Consider the following 21946-nt stretch of genomic DNA (forward strand, 5'->3'; position numbering starts at 1 on the left):
AACTCGACACAGCAGTCCAGCCACGATCAGACTCGCCTCTACCGCTTAACTGAACGGCATTGGCCCTGGACCCGGCCACGTACGACTACGCCGGATCCGTCCTGTTCAACAACCACGCCGGACAGCTCTGGCAGCGCTTCACCACACGACTGCGCCGTGAACTCGCCGCCCGTGCCGGCCTTTCCCGCCGGGAACTCGCCGACCGCCTGCGGGTCTCGTACGGCAAGGTCGCCGAATTCCAGAAGCGTGGTGCCCTGCACTTCCACGCTGTGGTCCGGCTCGACGGGCCCGAGGGCGCTGAGTCGTCGCCGCCCGCCTGGGCCACGGTCGATCTCCTCGCCGACGCGATCCGTGCGGCTGCGGCGCACTCCTACACGTCGGTCTCGGTCCCGGCCGCCGGGGACCAACCCGCCCGGTCGTTCTGCTGGGGGACACAGCTCGACGTCCGCCCGGTGAAGGCGTTCGGGGACGGCTCCGACATCACAGAGCAGGCGGTCGCCTCCTACGTCGCCAAGTACGCCACCAAGGCCGCGGAGAACACCGGCACCCTCGACCGCCGCATCGGCGAACTCGCCGAACTCGACCGCCACGGCGTCCCCAACCACACCCGCCGCCTGATCACCGCATGCCGCGACCTCGACCCGCTCTATCCCGACCGGCGGCTGTGGGCGTGGGCGCACATGCTCGGCTTCCGCGGTCACTTCTCCTCCAAGTCCCGCCGCTACTCCACCACCCTCGGCGCTCTCCGTCAGGCACGCGCCGACTACCGGGCCGCACAGGATGCCTCCGCCTTCCGCCTGGACGACCGCGAGCCGGAGACCGTCCTCGTCCTGACCGACTGGCAGTACGCCGGCCACGGCCACACCCCCGGAGAGTCCGCCCTCGCGGCCACCATCGCCCGAGACCTCCAGCTCAACCGCGAGACCGCCCGCGAAGCCCTACGTGACCAAATCGCCCAGGAAGGAGCCGCAGCATGACCACCGCAACACCTGATCTGCTGACCGTGCCGGAAGTCATGACGCGGCTCAAGGTCGGACGCTCCAAGGTCTACGACCTGATCCGCTCGCGTCGCCTGGTCTCGATCAAGATCGATGGTGCTCGCCGGATCCCCACCGATGCCGTACGTGACTTCATCCTCGACCGGATCGAGGAGGCTGCCTAATGGCCGGCCAGCGCAAGCGCAATCCGAACGGTGCGGGCACCATCACCAAGCGCAAGGACGGCCGCTATCAGTGCGCGGTCTACGTCCTCCAGCCGGACGGCACCCGCGCCCGCAAGTTCGCCTACGGCAAGACCTGGGCCGAGTGCGACGCCAAGCGCCGGGAGCTGCTCGCCAAGGCCGACCAGGGCGTGCCCGTGCCCACCCGCTCGGCCAAGCTCTCCGAGTGGCTGCCGTACTGGCTGGACAACGTCATCAAGCCTCGGCGGAAGCTCAGCACCTACGACAAATACGAGGCACACGTCCGGCTCTACCTGGTGCCCCTGCTTGGCGCCAAACGACTCGAATCCCTCGGCGTCGCCGACGTACGCCGCTTCCTCGTCCGTCTGGAGAAGGAGACGACTGCGGCGACCGCCAAGGAATCCCACCGCGTCCTGCGATCGGCGCTCTCCTCCGCCTGCCGCGAGGAACTGATCACGCGCAACGTCGCCAAGCTCGTCGAGCCGCCCCGTACCGACAATCGCGAACTGAAGCCCTGGACCCTCGACGAGACACTCGACTTCCTGGCGGCCTCCCGTAGGGACCCGCTGTACGCGGCCTTCGTGCTCGCCATCGCCATGGGGCTCCGCCGGGGAGAGATCATCGGTCTCCGCTGGTCTGACCTCGATCTCGAAAACCGCGTCCTCTACGTCCGCCAACAAACCCAGCGGCGCCGTGGTGTCCTGTACGACGACGATCCCAAGAGCCGCCGTCGCCGCGTCGTTCCGTTGCCCGCACTCTGCATCGCCCCGCTGCGCTGGCACCGGATGCGGCAGTCCGCCGCTCGCGCCAAGGCGGGGGAGCAGTGGCATGAATCGGGCTACGTCTTCACCACCCGCACCGGTCGCCAGGTCGAGCCGCGGAACGTCTACCGCTCCTTCACCCGCGTCGCCGAGTCCGCCGGCCTTCGTGTGATCCGGTTGCATGACGCTCGGCACGGTACGGCGACTCTCCTCACAGCGGCCGGAGTCGCACCCCGCGTTGTGATGGAGATCCTGGGCCACTCCCAGATCAGCATCACCATGGACGTCTACACCCACGTCGTCCAGGACACGCAGCGCGAGGCCATGAGCCACATGGACCGGCTGCTCAGGAGGCGTCCCGGTCGTCAGTGACCGCCCTCGTTGATGTCAGAAGTGGATGTCAAAGGCCCCGGACCATGATCGGTCCGGGGCCTTTGCGCTGGTGCCCCCGGCAGGATTCGAACCTGCGACACCCGCTTTAGGAGAGCGGTGCTCTATCCCCTGAGCTACGAAGGCGGGGTTGCGGACCTGATCGGGACCTTAGGGAGGATCCGTGGAGTGGATCTTCTACGAGGAGGTCAAGCCCACTGGTCGGACATGGTGCGACGTGCTCCGCAGCCTCACTCGGTCGCGCAGTGCGGCGTACCAATGACCGACCAGGGACAGCGTAGCGGATGCGCGCCGGTGAGAGTCGTCGGTATTAAGGGCAGGAGCCGGGGTCGGGTGGTGGGGCGGCAGTGGTGCCAGGGGAGGGCGGGGCGGGATACGGCATCTGATCGGCTGGTCCGACCTGTGACTTGTCCGGTCAGTCACCTGGCGGTCAGTCACCTGGCGGTCGGCCGTTTGCCCGCCGGGCCCCCGCCGTGACGCCCCCCGCCATGCCGGGCCCCCGCCATGCCGGGCCCCCGCCGCGAGTAGGGCCCGTTCCGTCGTGTCGGACCGCCGGATGGTGGTGAAGGCCCGGCGGGTGGGGCCGGGCCTTCGGGCTATCGGTTGTGTCGGCCCCGGGCAGGAGGGGGGCTCACATCACGGTGTGACGATGATTTTGCGGCCCTGGCCGGAGGCGAACTGGGCCAGGGCCTCGGGGTAGGTGTCGAGGGGGAGGCGGTGGCTGATGAAGATCTGGGGGTCGAGTACTCCCGTGGCGAAGAGGTCGGCGGCGCGTTCGAAGCTGTGCAGGACGGCCATCGAGCCGGTGATGGTGATTTCCTGGTTGTAGATGCGGTATGGGTCGATCGTCACGCGGGTCGCGTAGTCGGCGACGCCGAACTGGAGGAAGGTGCCGGCCTTGGCGACGCGGTCCAGGCCGTCCTGGATGGCGGCGGCGTTGCCGGTCGCGTCGACGACGACCTCCCAGCCCTGCGGCCGCTCGAACTCGTCCGCCGAGGTGGCCGTCCGTGAGCAGCCGAGCTTTTCGGCGGTGGCGAGGCGCTCGGGGTTGACGTCGATGATGTCCACGGAGGCGGCGCCGGTGCGCTTGGCGAGTTCCAGCATCATCAGGCCCATGGTGCCGCTGCCGTAGATGAGGATGTGCGCTCCCAATCGGGAGTTGAGCACGTCGTAGCCGCGGACCGCGCAGGACAGCGGCTCGATGAGGGCGGCGTCCTCAGTGGCGACGTGGTCGGGCAGCTTGACGCAGTTGGCGACGGGGGCGACGGCGTACTCGGCGGCGCCGCCGGTGACGGTGACGCCGATCGCGGCCCACCGCTCGCACAGGTTGTTGCGGCCGTTGCGGCAGAAGCGGCACTCGTTGCAGTACAGCGAGGGGTCCACGGCGACCCGGTCGCCGACGGAGACCTCGGTCACCTCGGCGCCGATGCCGACGACCTCCCCGGCGAACTCGTGGCCGGGGACGATGGGCAGCTTCGGCGCGAACTCGCCCTGGAGGATGTGCAGATCGGTGCCGCACAGCCCACAGGCGGCGACGTCGACCACCACGTCGCGCGGTCCTGGGGTGGGGTCGGGGACCGTGGTGACGGTGACCTTGCCGGGGGCTTCGATGAGGGCGGCTTTCACTTGACTGCTCCTAGGGACAGACCGCGGACCAGCTTGTCCTGGGCGGCCCAGCCGGCGATGAGGACGGGCAGGGACACCAGGGTGGCGGCGGCGCACAGACGGGCGAGGAAGAGCCCCTCGTTGGTGATGAATCCGACGAGGAACACCGGGGCGGTGGAGGCTTTGGTGGCGGTGAGGTTGACGGCGAACAGGAACTCGTTCCAGCTGAAGATGAAGCAGATCAGCGCGGTGGCGGCGACCCCGGGCATGGCGACGGGGCCGACGATGCGCAGCAGCACCGTGGGCAGTCCGGCGCCGTCGACCTCGGCGGCCTCCAGGATCTCCTTGGGCACTTCGGCGAGGAAGGAGCGCATCATCCACACCGCGATCGGCAGGTTCATCGCGGTGTAGAGGATGATCAACGTCCAGACGTTGTCCAGCATCCCGGCGTCCTTGACGATCAGGTACACCGGCAGCAGCGCCGCGATGACGGGCAGGAACTTCGTCGACAGGAAGAAGAACATCACGTCGGTCCACTTCTCGACCGGCTTGATGGACAGCGCGTAGGCCGCCGGGATCGAGAGGGCGAGCACGAGCAGCGTCGAAATGACACTCGCCATGGCCGAGTTGAGCAGGAACGGCGTGATGTCGCGGCCCAGCAGCAGTTCGTACTGGTCCAGGGTGAAGGGCGCGAGCAGGCTGGGCGGGTTGGTGGCGGCGTCGGCCTCCTGGTGGAAGCTGGTCAGCACCATCCAGGCCACCGGTGCGAAGAAGGCCAGCGTGGCGAGCCAGGCGACGAAGGTCCATACCGGGGTCAGCCGCGGCGAGCCCTGGTCGCCCTGGGTGTTCTTGCGGCGGAACTTCTTGGGACCGGCCGCGGGGGCGGCGGCCGGCGCCGTTTGGGTGGTGGTCACCGGGAGACCTCCTCACGGAACAGGGACGCGATGGTGCGCAGGGCGAACGTGGCGATGACGATGGCGCCGATCACCACGACCACGCCGGCGGCGGCCGCCTCGCCGTACTCGTACTTGCGGAACATGGTCAGGTAGATCTCGTAGGGGAGGTTCGTGGTCTGCGAGCCGGGGCCGCCCTGGGTGATGGTGAAGACCGCGTCGAAGGTCTGCACGACGTAGATGGTCCCGAGCAGGACGCCCAGTTCGATGTACTGCCGCAGGTGGGGCAGGGTGATGTGGAGGAAGGTCTGCCGCGCCGAGGCGCCGTCGACCCGGGCGGCTTCCAGTACGTCGCCGGGCTGGGCCTGGAGGCCGGCCAGCAGGATGAGCATCATGAACGGCGTCCACTGCCACACCAGCGCGACGATCACGGCGGGCATCGCCGAGTTCGACAGCCAGTCGATGGTGGGTCCGTTCTCGGCTCCGAAGAGGCGGTAGACGGCGTTCAGGGTGCCGTTGAGGAGGCCGTAGTCGGGGTTGTAGATGGCATGCTTCCATAGCAGTGCGGCGGCGACCGGCATGACCAGGAACGGCGTGATGAGCAGGGTGCGGGCCAGGCCCCGGCCGGGGAAGCGGCGGTCGAGGAGCATCGCCAGGCCCAGTCCGAGAAGCACACTGATGATCACCACCGACGCGGTGAGCAGGACGGTGTTCAGGACCGCCGCGCGCAGCCGCTCGTCGGTGAAGACGAAGGCGTAGTTGGACAGGCCGGTGAAGTGCCGTTCGCCCGGCTTGAGGATGTTCCACTGGAGGGTGGAGATCACGAGCGTGGCCACGAACGGCAGTTGCGTGACGATGATCGTGAAGATCAGCGCCGGCAGCAGCGGTACGCGGCGCCGCCACTTGTTCAGCGATTCGCGTCTGCCCGGCCGGTGCGGGGGGTCTTTGCGCACCGCGTTGGGTGCGGGAGTGAGCGTGGTCATGAGGGGTCCTTGAGCCGGCCGGTTGCGGCCGGGTATGGGGAAGCGGTGCCCGGTGCACCGGCCGAAGGCCCTCGTACGGGATACGGATGTACGGGGGTCCTCGGCCGGTGCGGGCGGGCGGTGTACGTGCCGAAGGCGTGCTCTGCCGGATGCCGTGCGACGGTGGACGTCGTGCGACGGTGGACGTCGTGCCGTGCCGGACTCTGTCTGTCGGTGCGCCGGTGCGCCGGTGTCCGACGGGCGAGGGGGTCACCGGAGGGACACCGGCGCGGTCACCGGGTCGCCGACTGGTGGTCACCTGGTGGCGGTCACCGACTGGCGGGTCACCGGTAGTTCTTGGCGACTTCCTCCGCGAGCTTCTGGCCGTTGGTCAGGGCCTTGTCCACGCTGGTCTTGCCGGCGATGGCCGCGGAGATGTCCTGCGTCACCTTGGTGCCGAGGTCCTGGAACTCGGGCACGGCCACGAACTGGACGCCGACCGTGGGCCGCGGCTGCACACCGGGGTTCGTCGGGTCCGCCTGCTCGATGGACTTGAGGGTGATGTCACCGAAGGCCGAGGCCGCTTCCTTGTACTCGGGGATCTCGTAGGTGCTGGCCCGCTTGCCGGAGGGGACGCGCGACCAGCCCAGCTTCTCGCCGACGAGCTTCTCGTAGTCCTTGCCGGACGCCCAAAGCATGAACTTCGAGGCGGCGTCGGCCTTCTTGGTGGTCTTCGGCATCGCCCACGCCCAGGTCCACAGCCAGCCGGAGCTGTCCGTCTTGTTCACCGGCGCGTAGGCGTAGCCGACCTTGCCCGCGATCTTGCTGGAGCTGGAGTCCTCCAGCGAACCGGCCGCGCTGGTCGCGTCGTACCACATGGCGACCTTGCCCTGGCTCATCGCGTTGAGGCACTCGGTGAACCCGGACTGCGCCGCGCCCGCCTGGCCGTGCTTCTTGACGAGGTCGACGTAGAAGTCGGTTGCCTTCTTGAACTCGGGGCTGTTGACCTGGGCGTTCCAGTCCTTGTCGAACCAGGTGCCGCCGAAGGTGTTGACCACCGTGGACAGCGACGCGCCGAGCTCGCCCCAGCCGGCCAGGCCGCGCAGACAGATGCCCTTCATACCGGGGCGTGCCCCGTCGGCCTTGGCGGCGATGTCGGCGACCTGCTCCCAGGTCGGCCGCTCGGGCACGGTGATGCCCTTCTCGTCCATGACCTCCTTGTTGTACATGAGGAAGGACGACTCGCCGTAGAACGGAAGCGCGTACAGCTTCTCGTCCTCACCGGACAGCGACTGGACCATGGGCTTGAGCAGGTCCTTCTTGTCGAAGGCGGTGTCCTTGTCGGCGTAGGAGCTCAGCTCGTGCAGCCAGCCGTTCTTGTTCCAGATGGGCACCTCGTAGGCGCCGATGGTGGCGACGTCGTACTGGCCGGCCTGGGTGGCGATGTCCTGAGTGACCTTGTCGCGCAGTTCGTTCTCGGGAAGGATCGTGAAGTTGACCTTGATGCCGGTGTCCTTGGTGAACGTGTCCTTCGTCAGCTTCGCTATGTCCTCCATCTGAGGGTTGCCGACCATGAGGACGTTGATGCTCTCGCCGCCGGCTTCCGGACTCGACCCGCCGGCCCCGCTGCACGCGGCCAGCAGTGAGCCCGCGGAGACGGCGACCAGCACGGCGCGGGTGCTTCTGCGGACCCGGGTGGTCTTCTGGTTGGGCATGGTTGGCTCCAGAGGTGTTCGTTCGAGAGCGCGGGAGGCCCGCGCCCGGTCGGGCGAGTGCGTGGTGAAGCGGTGGTGGTGAGGTGTATCGGGTGTGGCGGTGGTGGTGGGGCGGGGAGCCGTCGGTCAGACCCGGATGACCTGCGGCCCCAGGAGGACGTAGCGATGGGCTTCGGAGGCGGGAAGCCCGCTGTCGGTGACGATCGCCTCCAGGTCCCCGATCCCGGCGAACCGGCAGAAGCTGGTCACTCCGAACTTGCTGTGGACGCCGGAGAAGACCCGGCGCCGGGACACGGCCATGACGTGCGTCTTCACATCGCTCACCGCGGGGTTCGGAGTGGTGAGCCCCCATTGGCGGGAGATGCCGTTCGCGCCGACGTAGGCCAGGTCGATGACGAGGTCGGACAGCGTGTGGGTGGCCCAGTGGTCGACGGTCGCCAGGGTGGCGCCGCGGACGTGGCCACCGAGCAGCAGCACGGTGATGTTCTCGACGGAGGCCAGGGTGCCGGCCGCGGCGAGGGACGAGGTGATCACGGTCAGCGGCCGGTCGCGGGGGAGGGCGGCGGCGATGAGCCGCGGGGTGAAGCCCTCGTCGATGTACACCGTCTTCGCGTCACCGAGCAGGTCCACGGCCGCGGCGGCGATCCGCGTCTTCTCCTTGACCTGGCTGGTGGTGCGGTAGGAGAGGGTCGTCTCGAAGCCGGCGCTCTCGACGGGGTAGGCACCGCCGTGGGTCCAGCGCACCAGTCCGTGGGCGGCCAGCAGGTTCAGGTCCCGCCGAACGGTTTCCTCGGAGATGCCCAGTTCGGCGGCGGTCCTCGCGACATCCACCGCGCCGGTACGGCGCGTCACTTCCAGGATGGAGCGGCGGCGTTCTTCGGCGTCCACGGTGACACCCCCATTGCGCGACTCAGGCCGACACCCGGTCGGTCCGTTTGTGTGTGGCGCGTTCACGCCCCACCGAGTCCGGTCCGTTCGGACTCATGCGGACTATTTACGGGTACGCACACGGTGATGAACAGGTAAAACGCCACACGATCCATGACCGTATGTGCCCGATTCGCTGCGCCCGTTCCCGCAGGTAGGAGTGTTTTTCAGCCAGAAACCGAGCATGATCCCGACCCGGTACCCCCGGAACCGTGCCCGTTTCCTGTCTGCGCTCGGCGGTGGAGGGTGCCGATTCGGGTCCTCGGGCCGTCCGGGGAGGAGTTCGTACTGGCGCGTAACGAGGCCCTGGAGCGTCCCGGAGCGCTCCGGACGGGTGGAAAAAGAGTGGGAGGCGAGTCATGGCGCGTCATGGTGTCTTGTGGTGGCTCGCGGTGTCCTGTGATGTGTCCTGTGATCCGTCGTGGTGCGTCGTGGTGCGGCGTAACGGGGTGGGACGTCGGCCCGGGACCCTAGGATCAAACAGGTGTGCGCACATGTCGTAGTAGCCGAGGACGACGGGAAACAGGCGGAGTTGATCCGTCGCTATCTGGAACGGGAGGGTCACCGCGTCACGGTCGTGGGGGACGGTCGCGCCGCCCTGGAGGAAGTCCGCTGCGCGGCGCCGGACCTGCTCGTTCTCGACGTGATGATGCCGCGGACCGACGGCCTGGACGTGCTGCGGGTGCTGCGCGCCGAGGCCCGTGAGGTGCCGGTCCTGATGCTGACGGCCCGCACCACGGAGGACGATCTGCTCCTCGGCCTCGACCTGGGCGCCGACGACTACGTCACCAAGCCGTACAGCCCGCGTGAGCTGATGGCCCGGGTCCGCACGGTGCTGCGCCGTACCCGGTGGGCCGGCCCACCGGGTACGGCGGACGTGGGAGCGCAGGATCCGGGCGGGCAGGGCTCTGGTGCGCGGGACTCCGACGTGCTCACCGTCGGCACGCTCGCACTCGACCCCCTGAGGCACGAGATCAGCGTCGAGGGCAGGCCCGTGGTGTGCACCCCGAGCGAGTTCCGGCTGCTGGCGGCGCTGGCCGCGGAGCCCGACCGGGTCTTCGAGCGCCGGCGGCTCCTTGCCGAACTGCACGGCTTCGACAAGTACATCAGCGACCGCACGGTGGACATGCACATCATGAATCTCCGCAAGAAGATCGAGCCCGCTCCGCGCCGCCCCGTACGGCTGCTCACGGTGTTCGGGGTCGGCTACAAGCTGACCGACCCGGCCCGACGGACCGGCAGTGCCCCGGCGTAGAAGGGCGCCGGACCGGGCGCGTGAACGGGCCACGGACCGGCGTGGAGGGCGTGGCAGCCGCAGGCCGCCGTTGCGACGGAGCCTGCTCGGCCGGTTCCTGGGCGTGAGCGCGTTGGTCGCGACGTGCTCCGTGGCCGCGACCGCCTGGCTCGCCGTGCAGACCACGTCCGTGGCGATCAGACAGGAGGAGGGGCAGAACCTCGCGGACGACACGCGGATCTACAGCACCCTGCTGGGGTACGCGGCCACGCACCCGGACTGGGACGGGGTGCAGCCGACCGTACGCGAGCTCGCCCGGGAGTCGGGGCGGCGCATCACCCTGACCACACCGCAGCGCCGGCCCCTCGCGGAATCGGCGGGGCCGCGGGACCGGACGTCCCTCGCCGCGCGCGAGTCGGCGACCGTCGACCCGCTGTCCGTGGAGACCTCGCTGACCGGGGGCGGGCAGGCCACTTCGGGAACCGCGGCATCGCGCCGGGCCACGGACCGGATCGACGCACGGGCGGTGGGCCCGTTCCGCCTGCCCGCCGCCGAGCGGACGGCACTGCGTGAGGCCGCCGCCCACAGCCTGTCGTGTATGCGGTCGAGCGGAATCACCGCGGAGATCGTGGTGAGCCCGAGCGGACGCCCCGGCATCGAGGTCGGGGGAGCCGACGGAGACCTCACGCAGTACCCCGGGTGCGTGGTGCCGCCCCTGACCGAGCCCACACGGACCGAGGCCGTGGCGCTCAAGGAGCTGAACCGGCTGACCAACGAATGCCTGCGGCGTCGCGAACACGGCACCGAGGTCAGTCTGTCCCTGGACCTGACCTGGCGCCCGGGCCCGCTCCTGTCCGACGACGGCCGGGCCACCGTCGCCCCCGTCCCCGTACCCGTCCCCGCGGAAGCCGTCCCCGCGGAAGCCGTCCGCGCGGACGACGAGGTGGACTCCTGCGTGGGCACGGCCCGCCGCGAACAGCTCGCTTCCTATGTCGCCCCGCCCGCAATGCTGTTCATCGGGGACACCGGCGGCCGGACCGTGCCCGGCCTCGACTTGTCACCCGTCAACACCGCGAAGATCGCCGGAGTCGCCGCACTGGTCCTGGCCCTGACCGTCGGTGCGTCGATCTTCACCGGAATCCGGCTGGTAAGCCCGTTGCGGGCGCTGACGGGAGCGGCCCAGCGGCTTCGCGACGGCCGCGACATCCAACCCGTTCCGGTGACCACGGACAACGAGATCGGACGGCTGGCCGAGGCCTTTAACCAGATGGCGGCCCACCGCGAACGCATGGAGCGGCAGCGCAAGGCCATGGTGAGCGACGTCGCCCACGAACTGCGCACCCCGCTCAGCACCATCCGCGGCTGGCTGGAGGCGGCCCAGGACGGAGTGGCCGAAGCGGACCCCGCCTTTGTCGACTCTCTCCTGGAGGAGGCCGTACAGCTGCAGCACATCATCGACGACCTGCAGGACCTGGCCGCGGCGGACGCCGGGGCGCTGCGCCTGAACCCGGAACCGCTGCGGGTGCGGGATGTGCTGCACCAGGTCGCCACGGCCCACCAGCTTCGCGCGGACGCCGCGGGCGTCATGCTCCTGGTCGAGGACCCGGCGGCCCGGGTGCCGTCCCTGTCGGCGGACCCGGTGCGGCTGCGGCAGGCCGTCGCCAACCTCGTCTCCAACGCGATCCGGCACACCGGAGAGGGCGGCACGGTCACGCTCCGCGCCCGCACCGACGAACACCACACCGACGACGCCCACACCGACGACGCCCGCACCGACGACGCCCGCACCGACGACGCCCGCACCGGTGCCGACAGGGGCGTCGGCACCGGCACCGGCCGCACGGTGGTCGTGGAGGTCGCCGACACGGGCAGCGGCATCGATCCGGCCGACCTGCCCCACCTCTTCGACCGCTTCTGGCGCGCGGACAAGTCCCGCAACCGCCGCACCGGAGGCAGCGGCCTGGGCCTCGCCATCGTGCGCAAGCTCGCGGAGGCCCACGGCGGTTCGGTGACGGTGACCAGTACACCGGGCTCGGGTTCCGTCTTCGCCCTGCGGCTCCCCGTGCACCGGGAGGAGGGTGCGAGCCGGCCCTGATGCTCCCTGATGCGATGAGCACAGGAAACTGACAACTTCTTGACAACGGTGCGCCAGCCTGTCACTCGATTCCACCGCACGATCGATCAGGCATCGGAGAGGCACCATGACCTACCGTTCGTCCTTGCGTACTGCCCTCGTGACGGGAGCCCTGGCCGCCGGGGTACTCGCCCCGGCCGGCGTCGCCCTCGCCGCGACCACGACGGCCACCACTCCGGCGGCCGCCGCCTCCACGACGGTCGCCCCCGCGCCGGGAGACGCCACCCCGGAGCCGGCGGAGGACCGGGCCGACGTGGCCGCGTCCGCGTCGGCCGTGCCGGAGGTCGAGGAGGAGAGGAAGCGCCGGGCCGAGGAAGCCGGGAAACCGGGCGGTGGCGCAACGGTCATGCCGCGCGGCGGCGTCGCCGCCGGAGAGCGCCCCGGGACCGGCAGCAGCAACACGCCCGTGGCCCTCGGCTCCATGGCCGGCGCCGTGGCCCTGCTCGCCGGCGCGGGCACCGTGGTGTACCGGCGCCGTTCCACGCAGCACTGACCACCTCCCCGTGTCCAGGCGGCGCCCGCCGAGCGGGCCCCGCCGCAGGAGAAACCGGAAGCCCCATGCGCCGCATGAACACCCGCACGGCGGTGGCCGTGCTGCTCGTCACCCATGCCGCCCTGCTCACCGCCTGTGCCCCGGCCTCCACCTCCACCTCCACCTCCTCTGCCTCTGCCTCTGCCTCTGCCTCTGCCTCGGCCACGGAGGCGGGCAGGAACGGCGCGTCGCCCTCCGAATCCGCCGCGTCTGTCGACGTCACCACCACGACCGGGGTGCCCGTACGGGTGTCCATCCCGTCGCTGGGCGTGGACAGTTCGCTGCTGCCGCTCGGCCTCAACCCGGACGGCACCGTCGAGGTCCCGCCGGCCGAGAAGGGCATGACGGCCGGCTGGTACACCGGGGGTGCCGTGCCCGGTGAGCCCGGAGCGGCCGTCATCATCGGCCACAACGAGACCCGCCACGGCCGGGCGGTCTTCCACGACCTGCACACCATCCGTCCCGGCACCGGCATAGCCGTACGCCTCGACGGCGGCACCACCCGGCACTTCACCGTCACCGCGAAGGAAGCCGTTGACAAGAAGGCATTTCCCACGGAGAAGGCGTACGGCGTCACCGACGACCGCGTCCTGCGCCTGATCACCTGCGACGGCGCCTACGACGCGCAGGGGCACACGGTGGACAACCTCATCGTGTACGCGACGCTCGAACACGGCTGACGGCCGATGGGAGACGCGGTCCTGGAGCGGGAGTTCCGGCAGTTCGTCCACCAACGGCGGCAGGAGCTGGGACGAAGTGCCTATGCCTTGTGAGGGAATTGGCACGACGCACAGGATCTGACCCAGACGGCTCTGCTGGAGCTGTATGCCGTTTGGGGCACCGTGCGATGCCGGAGTACGGCGGTCACGCACGCGCGTGTCCTGCTCACCCGTGCCGACACCACCCACCGCCGTCGTGCCGGGGCCGGTGAGGAGACCGTGCGCGAGGTGCCGGAACCCGGCACGAGCCGGGACCCCGAGTCCGGGACGGACCTGAGTCTCATGCTGCGGGCGGCACTGATGACCGTGCCGCCGCGCTGCCGAGTTGTTCTGGTCCTGCGTTTCTGGGGCGACTGGAGTGTGGAGCGGACCGCGCGCACTCGGCATGTCGACGAGCACGGTCAAGAGCCATACCGCCAGGGGCCTGAACCGTCTGCGGCAGGTGGTCGAGCGGATGGACATCCGGGATGCGGGATGCGGGATGCGGGATGCGAGGTCAGGGATTCAGGGCCGGGGTCCGGTGTCCCGGGTCCGGGGGTACGCCCTTTCCCGCCGTGCTTCCTGACGGCGCACGGCGGGAAAGGGCGGTTCGGTCTCAGTCTTCGCCAATTCAAGGAATCCTCCATACCGGACCGTCACGACACACGACGGGCCGCCAGGCCCGCCGATCGTCGTGCAGGCTAGGCAGGGGAAAGAGGACTCGGGATCGGTTGGCGGCATACCGGCCACAGTTGGTTCCCCTGGGGCCGAACTGCCGTATGTGGTAGCCCTGGTGGCAGCGACAGCTGCGGGGTCTCGTGCCGTGAAGGCCGCGCTCCGGGCGGAACTTGGTGCCGCCGGTCCCGCTACCGGTGAAGCTGTCGAGCCCGTCCGTGAGTTGGCCGGATCACCGGTCTGCGGAGTAGCCAACTGCGCCTGGCTCACCGGTATCCGGGGCGGGCCCCGGCCGCCGGACTCAGGTCCGGGTGATCCGTACGCGGTACTCCGGCACTTCCGGGCCCGAGCCCGAGCCCGGGGTGGTCGGCTCCAGGACCTTGACCCGGATTCCCGCCGCGCGGTCGATGAACGTCTCGCCGGGCGTGAAGGGGGCGTCGGAGAGTTCCGCGTGGATGTTGGGGCTGCGGGTGCAACCGCCGCTTTTCTGGCGGGAGTCGTAGACCGTGACCGGTCCCATGCCGGTTTCGACGTCCGCGTCGACCTTGTAGATGAGGATGCCGGGCCGGCACACCGCCTCGTCGTTGCCGGCGCGGGTGCGGTACTCGACGGCGTATCCGGAACCAGCGTCCAGCGGGAGGAAGACGAGCTTCGGGCCGCCCCGCTCGGCCAGCGGCGTCAGGGTGTACTCCCGTGTGCCCGTGCTCGCCGCGCAGTGCACCTGGCGTGCGTCCAGCCAGCCCATTTTCCACTTGTGCCAGCCGAGCAGGTCGTTGTTGGCGCCCCAGTCCTCGCTCATGATGTCCCAGTGGCCCACGGCCGCGCCGCCCTCGGCGGTGTAGAGGTCGGGCAGGCCGAAGACGTGGCCGTTCTCGTGCGGGAGGACCCGGTAGCCGGTGCGGTCCAGGGAGCCGGAGCCGTCGTCCTGGCGGGAGTAGATGAATGACGCGTTGGAGACCGGGACACCGTCCGCGGTCGGGGCCTCCGGGTTGCCGGCGAAGGTGACCGACAGGACGGTGTCCAGGGCGGAGGGGCCCACATTCGGGGTCATCAGTATGTTCACCAGGTCGTACGACCGGAAGTCCGCCTTCGGGTCCGCCGCCGCCACGATGTCGTCGACCAGCTTGCGGTAGCCGGGGTCGAACGGGGCGCCGCGCTCTATGCCGTACTCCTGAAACGACTTGGGCATCCGCAGCCAGTTCGGGATCGGGATCTCGGGGCGGTAGTCGAGGCGGCCGTACGAGCTGGTGCGGAACCACTGCTGGGTCTGCGGGAAGAACTCCCGGTAGCGGTCGAGGGCCTTGCCTTCGCCGGGGGCGTCCGAGAAGTCGACCATGAGGGTGAGGGCGCGGACGGTGCCGGTGGAGCGGGCGTACCCGGCGATCGTGGGGATGCCCTCCGACATCTGGACCTCGCGGGTGCGGCCGATCATGCAGGGGCCGTGCGCGGAGGAGCGGGACAGGGCGCTCGGTCCGGCATCGAGGGCCGAGAGGTACGGGGAGAGGTGGCCGTTGCCGTCCGACGCGGCGACGGCGAGGGTCAGGGCGGTCACGGACGCCAGGGCGGCCAGTCGGCGCGGGGGTATCCGGCTGCTGGGCGACTGCGGCTGCATGTGGGGGACCTCCGCTCCACGCGGCAGCCGCCGATCTCCGGCTGCACCCTCTTGGTCACCCTCCGTCAAGGGGTGCGCGGGCGCGCGTTGGAGGGGCCGATCGTGCGAGGGCTCCGGCAGGCATGCGGGAGATGTGACTCGGGTCACATGAAAAGCTTCCGGTGGAGGGAAATAACCGGGGACCTCTTCCCCGTTTAGACCTGTGTTCGCGAAACGGGGACTCCTTCCCCGGATCGCGACAGCAGTAGTAACGGCAGCAGTAACAGCAGCAGTAAGAGCAGTAAGAGCAGTACCAAGAGCAGTGACAGTGACCTAGGAGTGCATCGTGCAGACCGCCGCTTCCGTATCGCCCAAGGCGTCCCGGCCCCGCGCCGATGCCCTGCGCAACCGGGAACGGATCGTCACCGCCGCCCGGGAGATGTTCGTCGAGTTCGGTGCCGACGTGCCGTTCGACGAGGTCGCCCGCCGGGCCGGCGTGGGCAATGCCACGGTGTACCGCAACTTCCCCGATCGTGAAGCGCTGGTGCGCGAGGTCGTGTGCTCCGTGATGGACCGTACGTCGGAGGCGGCCGAGCAGGCGCTCGCCGAGACCGGGGATGCCTTCGCGGCGCTGGAGCAGTTCGCGCACACGGCCGCCGAGGAGCGGATCAGCGCGCTGTGCCCGATGCTCTCCAGCGCCTTCGACCAGCACCACCCCGACCTGGAGGCCGCGCGGGTACGCGTCGAGACACTCGTCGCACGGATCATGGACCGTGCCAAGGCGGCCGGTCAGCTCCGTGACGACGTGGGCTCCGGTGATCTGCTGGTCGGCATCGCCCAGCTCAGCCGGCCGCCGGCCGGTACGGGCTGCCTGAGCGCCGACCGGTTCGTCCATCGCCATCTTCAGCTGTTCCTGGACGGGATGCGGGCCCCGGCCCACAGTTCCCTCCCGGGCGCGGCCGTCACCGTGGAGGGCCTGCGCGCGAGCTGAACGATCCCTGACCAAGATTCAGTTTCAGGTTCGGTTCCCGATCCCGATCCCGATCCCGATCCCGATCCCGATCCTGATCCCGATCGAGCCTGACCCAGCCCGAACCGCCTCAGCCAATAGCTCAGCAACCACCTCAGCGGCCGTCCCGCGGACGAGTCGTTCCCTGAAGACACCGTTTTTTCGTCGCAAACTCCGAATTTTTCCGTCATGAAATCCCGAAGTCCCGAAGTGGGTACCCCCATGTCTGAAACAGCCTCAAAGGCTCCCGGCGTACCGGACAACAACCGCTGGAAGGCGCTCGTCTTCATCGCGCTCGCCCAGCTGATGGTCGTCCTGGACGCCACCATCGTGAACATCGCCCTGCCCTCCGCCCAGCAGGACCTGGGCATCTCCGACGGCAACCGGCAGTGGGTCGTCACGGCCTACGCCCTCGCCTTCGGCGGACTGCTGCTCTTCGGCGGCCGGATAGCCGACCTGTGGGGCCGCAAGCGGGCCTTCCTGCTCGGTCTGGGCGGCTTCGCGGCGGCCTCCGCGCTGGGCGGCGCGGCCACCAACGAGGCCATGATGTTCGGCGCGCGTGCCCTGCAGGGCGTGTTCGGCGCGCTGCTCGCGCCGGCCGCGCTGTCCCTGCTCGCGGTGATGTTCACCAACGGCAAGGAGCGCGCCAAGGCGTTCGGCATCTACGGTGCGATCGCCGGTGGCGGTGGTGCCGTCGGCCTGATCCTCGGCGGCTTCCTCACCGAGTACCTGAACTGGCGCTGGACGTTCTTCGTGAACATCCCGTTCGCCGTCGCCGCCGCGCTCGGCGCGTACTTCGTCGTCCGTGAGCCGCGGGGCGGACGCAACCGCTCGCCGCTGGACATCCCCGGCGTGGTGCTGTCCACCCTCGGTCTGGTCGCCCTCGTCTACGGCTTCACCCGCGCCGAGTCCGAGGGCTGGAGCGACTCGCTGACCATCGGCATGTTCGTCGCGTCGGCCGTCCTGCTCCTGGCGTTCGTCCTGGTCGAGTCCAGGGTCAAGGCGCCGCTGCTGCCGCTGCGCGTGGTCACCGAACGCAACCGCGGCGGGGTCTACCTCTCGCTGGGCCTGGCGATCATCGCGATGTTCGGCCTGTTCCTCTTCCTCACGTACTACCTGCAGATCGTGCAGGGCTACTCACCGGTGAAGACCGGGTTCGCCTTCCTGCCGATGGTCGCGGGCATGATCACGGGTTCCACCCAGATCGGCGCCCGGCTGATGACCCGGGTTCCGCCCCGGCTGCTGATGGGCCCCGGCTTCCTGGTCGCCGCCGTCGGCATGCTGCTGCTGACCCGGCTGGAGGTCGACACGTCCTACGCCGCGGTGCTGCTGCCCGGCATGCTGCTGCTCGGTCTCGGGATGGGTACGGCGTTCATGCCGGCCATGTCGCTGGCCACCCTGGGCGTCGAGCCCCGGGACTCCGGTGTCGCTTCCGCGATGGTCAACACCTCGCAGCAGGTGGGCGGCGCGATCGGTACGGCCCTGCTGAACACGATCGCGGCCTCGGCCACCACGTCCTACATCGCCGACCACATCGGCGGCGCCGCGAGCCGGTCCCAGCAGCAGCTGGTGCAGCTCGAAGGCATGGTGCGGGGCTACACCAGCGCGATCTGGTTCGCCGTCGGGATCCTCGTCCTGGCCGCGGCCATCGCCCTGACGTTCATCAACGCCGGCCGCCCGGGGAGCACGGTCACCGGGTCCTCCGACGAGGGCTCCGGGGTCACCGAGGGCGCCAGGGAGGACGTGGCGGTGCCGGTCATCGCCCACTGACGGCCTGCCGCGCGGCCTTCACCGCCGACCGTCGACCGCCGGCCCTCACAGGTCGGTTCCTTCGGGCCACCCGTACGGAGGGGGAGGGGACGCCTCGTCCGTACGGCTTCCAGGACCTGCCCCGGCTCCGCGCTCAGCGGAGCCAGGGCAGGTCCGCCCCCGCTTCGCTGGGCTGGAGCCCCTCGGCGATGATCTCCATGATCTCGCCGAGGGCCTTCTGCTGTTCGGGGGTGAGCCGGTCGAGGAACGCCTGCCGCACGGCCTCCACGTGACCCGGCGCGTTCCGGCGCAGCACCTCGAAACCCTCGTCCGTCAGTACGGCGAACTGGCCCCGCTTGTCGGACGGACAGTCCTCGCGGCGCACCCAGCCGCTCTTCTCCAGGCGGGCCACGGCGTGCGAGAGCCGGGAGCGGGTGATCTTCGCCAGCATCGCCAGCTCGGTCATGCGCAGCCGCCGTTTCGGTGCCTCGGCGAGCTTGACCAGCAGACTGTAGTAGAGGTGCGGCATGCCCGCGTCCCGCTGGAGCTGGCGGTCGAGGTGGTCCTCCAAGAGGGTGCTGGCCTCGATGTACGAGCGCCAGACGCGCTGCTCCTCGGCGCTGAGCCAACGGGGTTCGTCGGTGCCTGCCGGGCCGGATGCCGAGCCCGGTGCCGCTGCGGGAGTGGGTGCCGTCGTCATGTGCTCCACTGTAAAGCCCTTCTCCTTGAATGTTAAACAAAATTGCGCTAGAGTTAGCGCAGAGGTTGAGGTTTCAAGTAAAAAGCTTCATCCGTCACCAGCCAGATCTGCACCGATCGCCGGAAGGAGTCGCAGCCATGACCGCCGCCACTCAGGAACGCATGCCCGCGCTGTACCTCAGCCATGGCGCCCCGCCCCTGGCCGACGACCCCATCTGGCCCGGTGAGCTGGCCGCCTGGTCCGCCGGACTGCCCCACCCGAAGGCGATCCTCGTCGTCTCCGCCCACTGGGAGGAGGCCCCGCTCGCCCTCGGCGCCACCGAGACGGTCCACCTCGTCTACGACTTCTGGGGCTTCCCCGAGCACTACTACCAGGTGAAGTACGGCGCCCCCGGAGCTCCCGCGCTCGCCGACTCCGTACGCAAGCTGCTGCGTGCCCCCGGCATCCCGGTACAGGACGTTCCCGACCGAGGGCTGGACCACGGCGCCTACGTCCCGCTGGTCGAGATGTTTCCCGAGGCCGACATCCCGGTGCTCCAGGTTTCCATGCCGACCCTGGACCCGGTGAAGCTCATGGACATCGGACGCAAGCTCGCACCGCTGCGCGACGAGGGCGTGCTGATCATCGGCTCCGGGTTCTTCACCCACAACCTGGCCGCGCTGCGGCAGGGCGGCATCCCCAGGTGGTCGACCGAGTTCGACGACTGGGGGCACCGGGCGCTGGACGCCGGTGACGTGGACGGGCTGCTCGACTTCACCCGCAAGTCCCCGGCGGGCATGCTCGCCCATCCGCGTACCGAGCACTTCGCACCGCTCTTCGTGACCATGGGCGCGGCGGACGCCGCCGGTGACCTGGACACGCAGAAGTCCGTGATCGACGGGTTCTGGCTGGGGCTGGCCAAGCGGTCGGTGCAGTTCGGCTGAGGAGATTGGGGCCGGGCACAGGAGGGTCTGTGCCCGGCCCCCGTGCGCCCGGCTCTCGGCGGTCGCCGGACCTCGTGCGCCGGACGCCCGACGGCTCCCGGTCGCGGCACCTGGCGACCGTCGGCTACAGCTCCTTCTCGTGCCAGGCCACGTCCCAGTAGCGGCCGAACGTGCGGCCCACCTCGCGGTACGTGCCCGTGTGCCGGAAGCCGAAGTGCTGGTGCAGCCGCGTGGAGGCCCCGTTCGGCTGGGCGACGCCCGCGTAGGCGTGGTGCAGGTCCTCGCCCGCCAGGGCCTCGAACAGGGCCGTGTAGAGCAGCGTGCCGATCCCGCGGCCTTTGGCGTCCGGGGCGACGTGGACCGTCGTCTCCACCGATGTCGCGTAGGCGGGCTTCGCCCGGAAAGGGCTGGATGTGGCGTAGCCCAGAATCTGCTCGGAGTTCCCGGGTGCGGGTGCGGGTGCGGGTGCGGGTGCGGGTGCGGTCGCGGCCGTGGCAACCATCAGGCGGTACGGGCCGTCTACCGGGTGGGAGAGCAGCCAGGGGCGGCGTTCTTCGGGGGTGAGGAGCGTGGTGTCGAACGTGATGGCCGTCTCGCGCACGTACTGGTTGTACAGATCGGTGAGCGCTGTCAGATCGCCCTCGGCCCCCGGCCTGACCTGGGCCTTCGCGTAGTCCGACGCCATCTCGCCCCCTGTGGCCCGACAGGGTACTGCATGATCAGAAAATTCGGGGGGCGAGTGGGGAATTCTGTCCGGATTCCAGTCGTTGTTTCCAACAGATGCCGGGCACCCGAGCAGAGTCCGAAGTGAGAGACCGAGACCCTGACGTACGTGCCGGGCATCCGCAGAACCACCCGCCGACCTCATCATCGTAAGGGAGCAAGCATGGCAACCCGTGCCGTCGCCCGTCGTAAGTCCGCCTCCGGCGAGACGGCCGACTCGGCAAGCAATGTTCGCGCCCATCGTGGCGAGATCGCCGACCGCGACCTGGTCGGCATGTACCTCGACGAGATCGCGCGCACGCCGCTGCTCGACGCCGCCAAGGAGGTCGAGCTGTCCCAGATCATCGAAGCGGGTGTGTTCGCGCGGCAGATCCTCGACGGCGCCGAGGAGAACACGGTGGGGGCCACCACCGAGGAACTCCAGGTGCTGTACGACGCGAGCGAGCAGGCCAAGGATGTCTTCATCCGCTCCAACCTCCGCCTGGTCGTCGCGGTGGCCCGCCGCTACCCCCGCAGCGGTCTGCCCTTGCTCGACCTGATCCAGGAGGGCAACGCCGGCTTGGTGCGCGCGGTCGAGAAGTTCGACTACCGCAAGGGCTTCAAGTTCTCGACCTACGCCACCTGGTGGATCCGTCAGGCCATCACACGGTCGATAGCCGACCAGTCCCGCACCATCCGCCTGCCCGTCCACCTGGTGGAGGAGCTGGGCCGGATCCGGCGTGTGCAGCGCGAATTCAACCGTGAGCACGGGCGGGACCCGGAACACGGGGAGATCGCAGCCGAGCTCGGTTCCACCCCGGAGCGGGTGACGGATGTGCTCGACTGGGCCCGCGACCCGGTCTCGCTGAACATGCCGGTGGACGACGAGGGTGAGACCCAGTTCGGCGACCTCCTCGAGGACACGTCGGCGGTGTCGCCGGAGCAGTCGGTGATGACGCTGCTGCGCAGCGAGGAACTGGACGACCTCATCGGCCGCCTCGACCAGCGCACGGCCTCCATCATCAAGATGCGGTACGGCATCGAGGACGGCAGGGAGCGCACCCTGACGGAGGTCGGCAAGCAGCACGGCCTGACCCGCGAGCGGATCCGCCAGATAGAGAAGCACGCGCTGATAGAGCTGAAGAAGCTGGCCCGCGACACCGGGTTCGACGCGGCGGCGTAGAGCCGACGCGGGGCCGGTGCAGGGCCCTCGAAGGCGCCGGGTGATGAAATACGGCGCAAACATGACGCCCTGACACTGCTTCAACCCGCTGGGCCAGGGAACAAGAATCCAGAGCGCAGGAGTTCGGGTCCCGAGATCCGGGGGATGGGAAGATTTCCGTCGAAAGATCTCCGGGCCTCGGCCTCCTGGACGACTCTCCTGAACCACGTCCCGTCGCACCACCCCCGGCGCCGGGACTTCCCAAGCCGGGTCCGGCACCCTCCCCCCGGGTGCCGGGCCCGGTTTCCCCTTGTGCGGGACAGGAAAGCGGGTCACCCCGAACCTGAACCCCGGGGTGGCCCGCCAGATGGCAGATTGTGCCACATGGGCATAGCTTGCCGGGC

Annotated in this window: 18 protein-coding genes, 1 tRNA gene and 1 pseudogene; 11 read left to right on the plus strand and 9 right to left on the minus strand. The window is 69.5% G+C overall.

The window, feature by feature from the left end; translation table 11 throughout:
• Positions 1-62: 62 nt before the first annotated feature.
• From repSA to ACFPZI_RS02200, 3 genes and pseudogenes are all read left to right on the plus strand, one after another.
• Positions 63-977 (plus strand): annotated as a pseudogene (repSA, locus tag ACFPZI_RS02190) (replication initiator protein RepSA); the annotation flags it as partial.
• On the plus strand, positions 974-1162 hold the full coding sequence (locus tag ACFPZI_RS02195; protein ID WP_326753219.1) for a helix-turn-helix domain-containing protein: 189 nt from the start codon (positions 974-976) through the stop codon (positions 1160-1162). The pseudogene repSA and the gene ACFPZI_RS02195, both read left to right, overlap by 4 nt.
• Complete coding sequence (locus tag ACFPZI_RS02200; RefSeq protein WP_381357400.1) at positions 1162-2313, plus strand: tyrosine-type recombinase/integrase; 1152 nt, start codon at positions 1162-1164, stop codon at positions 2311-2313. The genes ACFPZI_RS02195 and ACFPZI_RS02200 overlap by 1 nt, the downstream gene beginning before the upstream one ends.
• Positions 2314-2381: 68 nt before the next feature.
• Here the strand turns inward: ACFPZI_RS02200 and ACFPZI_RS02205 are convergent.
• The 6 genes from ACFPZI_RS02205 to ACFPZI_RS02230 all read right to left on the minus strand — a co-directional run bounded on the left by ACFPZI_RS02205 (position 2382) and on the right by ACFPZI_RS02230 (position 8394).
• Positions 2382-2457, minus strand: a tRNA-Arg gene (locus ACFPZI_RS02205).
• Between the two features lie 510 nt (positions 2458-2967).
• The gene (locus ACFPZI_RS02210; RefSeq protein WP_381357403.1) at positions 2968-3957 is read right to left on the minus strand and encodes a zinc-dependent alcohol dehydrogenase family protein; all 990 of its coding nucleotides are present in this window, start codon (positions 3955-3957) and stop codon (positions 2968-2970) included.
• The gene (locus ACFPZI_RS02215; RefSeq protein ID WP_055596068.1) at positions 3954-4754 is read right to left on the minus strand and encodes a carbohydrate ABC transporter permease; all 801 of its coding nucleotides are present in this window, start codon (positions 4752-4754) and stop codon (positions 3954-3956) included. Before ACFPZI_RS02215 ends, ACFPZI_RS02210 begins: the two co-directional genes overlap by 4 nt.
• A gap of 92 nt (positions 4755-4846) precedes the next feature.
• The gene (locus ACFPZI_RS02220) at positions 4847-5812 is read right to left on the minus strand and encodes a carbohydrate ABC transporter permease (protein WP_381357405.1); all 966 of its coding nucleotides are present in this window, start codon (positions 5810-5812) and stop codon (positions 4847-4849) included.
• Positions 5813-6135: 323 nt separating this feature from the next.
• On the minus strand, positions 6136-7506 hold the full coding sequence (locus ACFPZI_RS02225) for an ABC transporter substrate-binding protein (protein WP_381357407.1): 1371 nt from the start codon (positions 7504-7506) through the stop codon (positions 6136-6138).
• Between the two features lie 126 nt (positions 7507-7632).
• Entirely contained in the window at positions 7633-8394 is a 762-nt protein-coding gene (locus tag ACFPZI_RS02230) for a DeoR/GlpR family DNA-binding transcription regulator (protein WP_381357409.1), read from the minus strand.
• Positions 8395-8917: 523 nt separating this feature from the next.
• Between ACFPZI_RS02230 and ACFPZI_RS02235 the strand changes: the two genes are divergently transcribed.
• From ACFPZI_RS02235 to ACFPZI_RS02250, 4 genes are all read left to right on the plus strand, one after another.
• Positions 8918-9688, plus strand: coding sequence for a response regulator transcription factor (locus ACFPZI_RS02235; protein ID WP_381357412.1), 771 nt, complete (start codon positions 8918-8920; stop codon positions 9686-9688).
• Positions 9675-11762, plus strand: a complete 2088-nt coding sequence (locus ACFPZI_RS02240) for a sensor histidine kinase (protein WP_381357414.1) — start codon at positions 9675-9677, stop codon at positions 11760-11762. Before ACFPZI_RS02235 ends, ACFPZI_RS02240 begins: the two co-directional genes overlap by 14 nt.
• Before the next feature lie 124 nt (positions 11763-11886).
• The gene (locus ACFPZI_RS02245; RefSeq protein ID WP_381357417.1) at positions 11887-12294 is read left to right on the plus strand and encodes a hypothetical protein; all 408 of its coding nucleotides are present in this window, start codon (positions 11887-11889) and stop codon (positions 12292-12294) included.
• 74 nt (positions 12295-12368) lie between these two features.
• Positions 12369-13013, plus strand: a complete 645-nt coding sequence (locus ACFPZI_RS02250) for a class F sortase (protein ID WP_381357420.1) — start codon at positions 12369-12371, stop codon at positions 13011-13013.
• A 994-nt stretch (positions 13014-14007) separates the two neighbouring features.
• Here the strand turns inward: ACFPZI_RS02250 and ACFPZI_RS02255 are convergent.
• Positions 14008-15318 carry a M6 family metalloprotease domain-containing protein gene (locus ACFPZI_RS02255; RefSeq protein ID WP_381357422.1) on the minus strand — a complete coding sequence of 437 codons (1311 nt, stop codon included), beginning with the start codon at positions 15316-15318 and terminating at the stop codon, positions 14008-14010.
• 325 nt (positions 15319-15643) lie between these two features.
• Between ACFPZI_RS02255 and ACFPZI_RS02260 the strand changes: the two genes are divergently transcribed.
• Entirely contained in the window at positions 15644-16288 is a 645-nt protein-coding gene (locus tag ACFPZI_RS02260) for a TetR/AcrR family transcriptional regulator (protein WP_381357425.1), read from the plus strand.
• Between the two features lie 240 nt (positions 16289-16528).
• On the plus strand, positions 16529-18076 hold the full coding sequence (locus tag ACFPZI_RS02265; RefSeq protein WP_381357428.1) for an MFS transporter: 1548 nt from the start codon (positions 16529-16531) through the stop codon (positions 18074-18076).
• Between the two features lie 133 nt (positions 18077-18209).
• On the opposite strand, the gene ACFPZI_RS02270 is transcribed toward ACFPZI_RS02265, so the two are convergent.
• Positions 18210-18755, minus strand: coding sequence for a MarR family winged helix-turn-helix transcriptional regulator (locus tag ACFPZI_RS02270; RefSeq protein WP_381357431.1), 546 nt, complete (start codon positions 18753-18755; stop codon positions 18210-18212).
• A gap of 137 nt (positions 18756-18892) precedes the next feature.
• Between ACFPZI_RS02270 and ACFPZI_RS02275 the strand changes: the two genes are divergently transcribed.
• A complete protein-coding gene (locus ACFPZI_RS02275; protein WP_381357433.1) occupies positions 18893-19678 on the plus strand; it encodes a dioxygenase family protein in 786 nt (261 codons plus the stop codon).
• Positions 19679-19802: 124 nt separating this feature from the next.
• On the opposite strand, the gene ACFPZI_RS02280 is transcribed toward ACFPZI_RS02275, so the two are convergent.
• Positions 19803-20363 carry a GNAT family N-acetyltransferase gene (locus tag ACFPZI_RS02280; protein ID WP_381357435.1) on the minus strand — a complete coding sequence of 187 codons (561 nt, stop codon included), beginning with the start codon at positions 20361-20363 and terminating at the stop codon, positions 19803-19805.
• Between the two features lie 201 nt (positions 20364-20564).
• Here ACFPZI_RS02280 and ACFPZI_RS02285 point away from each other — a divergent pair, with 201 nt between their 5' ends.
• On the plus strand, positions 20565-21563 hold the full coding sequence (locus ACFPZI_RS02285; protein WP_381357438.1) for a sigma-70 family RNA polymerase sigma factor: 999 nt from the start codon (positions 20565-20567) through the stop codon (positions 21561-21563).
• Positions 21564-21946 lie beyond the last annotated feature (383 nt).

This window comes from Streptomyces chlorus (assembly GCF_042655885.1).
Classification (GTDB): Bacteria; Actinomycetota; Actinomycetes; order Streptomycetales; family Streptomycetaceae; genus Streptomyces; species Streptomyces chlorus.

Coding starts and splice junctions, on each gene's coding strand:
- ACFPZI_RS02195 (WP_326753219.1), top strand. CDS start 974: ATGACCACCGCAACACCTGATCTGCTGACCGTGCCGGAAGTCATGACG.
- ACFPZI_RS02200 (WP_381357400.1), top strand. CDS start 1,162: ATGGCCGGCCAGCGCAAGCGCAATCCGAACGGTGCGGGCACCATCACC.
- ACFPZI_RS02220 (WP_381357405.1), bottom strand. CDS start 5,812: ATGACCACGCTCACTCCCGCACCCAACGCGGTGCGCAAAGACCCCCCG.
- ACFPZI_RS02225 (WP_381357407.1), bottom strand. CDS start 7,506: ATGCCCAACCAGAAGACCACCCGGGTCCGCAGAAGCACCCGCGCCGTG.
- ACFPZI_RS02250 (WP_381357420.1), top strand. CDS start 12,369: ATGAACACCCGCACGGCGGTGGCCGTGCTGCTCGTCACCCATGCCGCC.
- ACFPZI_RS02255 (WP_381357422.1), bottom strand. CDS start 15,318: ATGCAGCCGCAGTCGCCCAGCAGCCGGATACCCCCGCGCCGACTGGCC.
- ACFPZI_RS02265 (WP_381357428.1), top strand. CDS start 16,529: ATGTCTGAAACAGCCTCAAAGGCTCCCGGCGTACCGGACAACAACCGC.
- ACFPZI_RS02270 (WP_381357431.1), bottom strand. CDS start 18,755: ATGACGACGGCACCCACTCCCGCAGCGGCACCGGGCTCGGCATCCGGC.
- ACFPZI_RS02275 (WP_381357433.1), top strand. CDS start 18,893: ATGACCGCCGCCACTCAGGAACGCATGCCCGCGCTGTACCTCAGCCAT.
- ACFPZI_RS02280 (WP_381357435.1), bottom strand. CDS start 20,363: ATGGCGTCGGACTACGCGAAGGCCCAGGTCAGGCCGGGGGCCGAGGGC.
- ACFPZI_RS02285 (WP_381357438.1), top strand. CDS start 20,565: ATGGCAACCCGTGCCGTCGCCCGTCGTAAGTCCGCCTCCGGCGAGACG.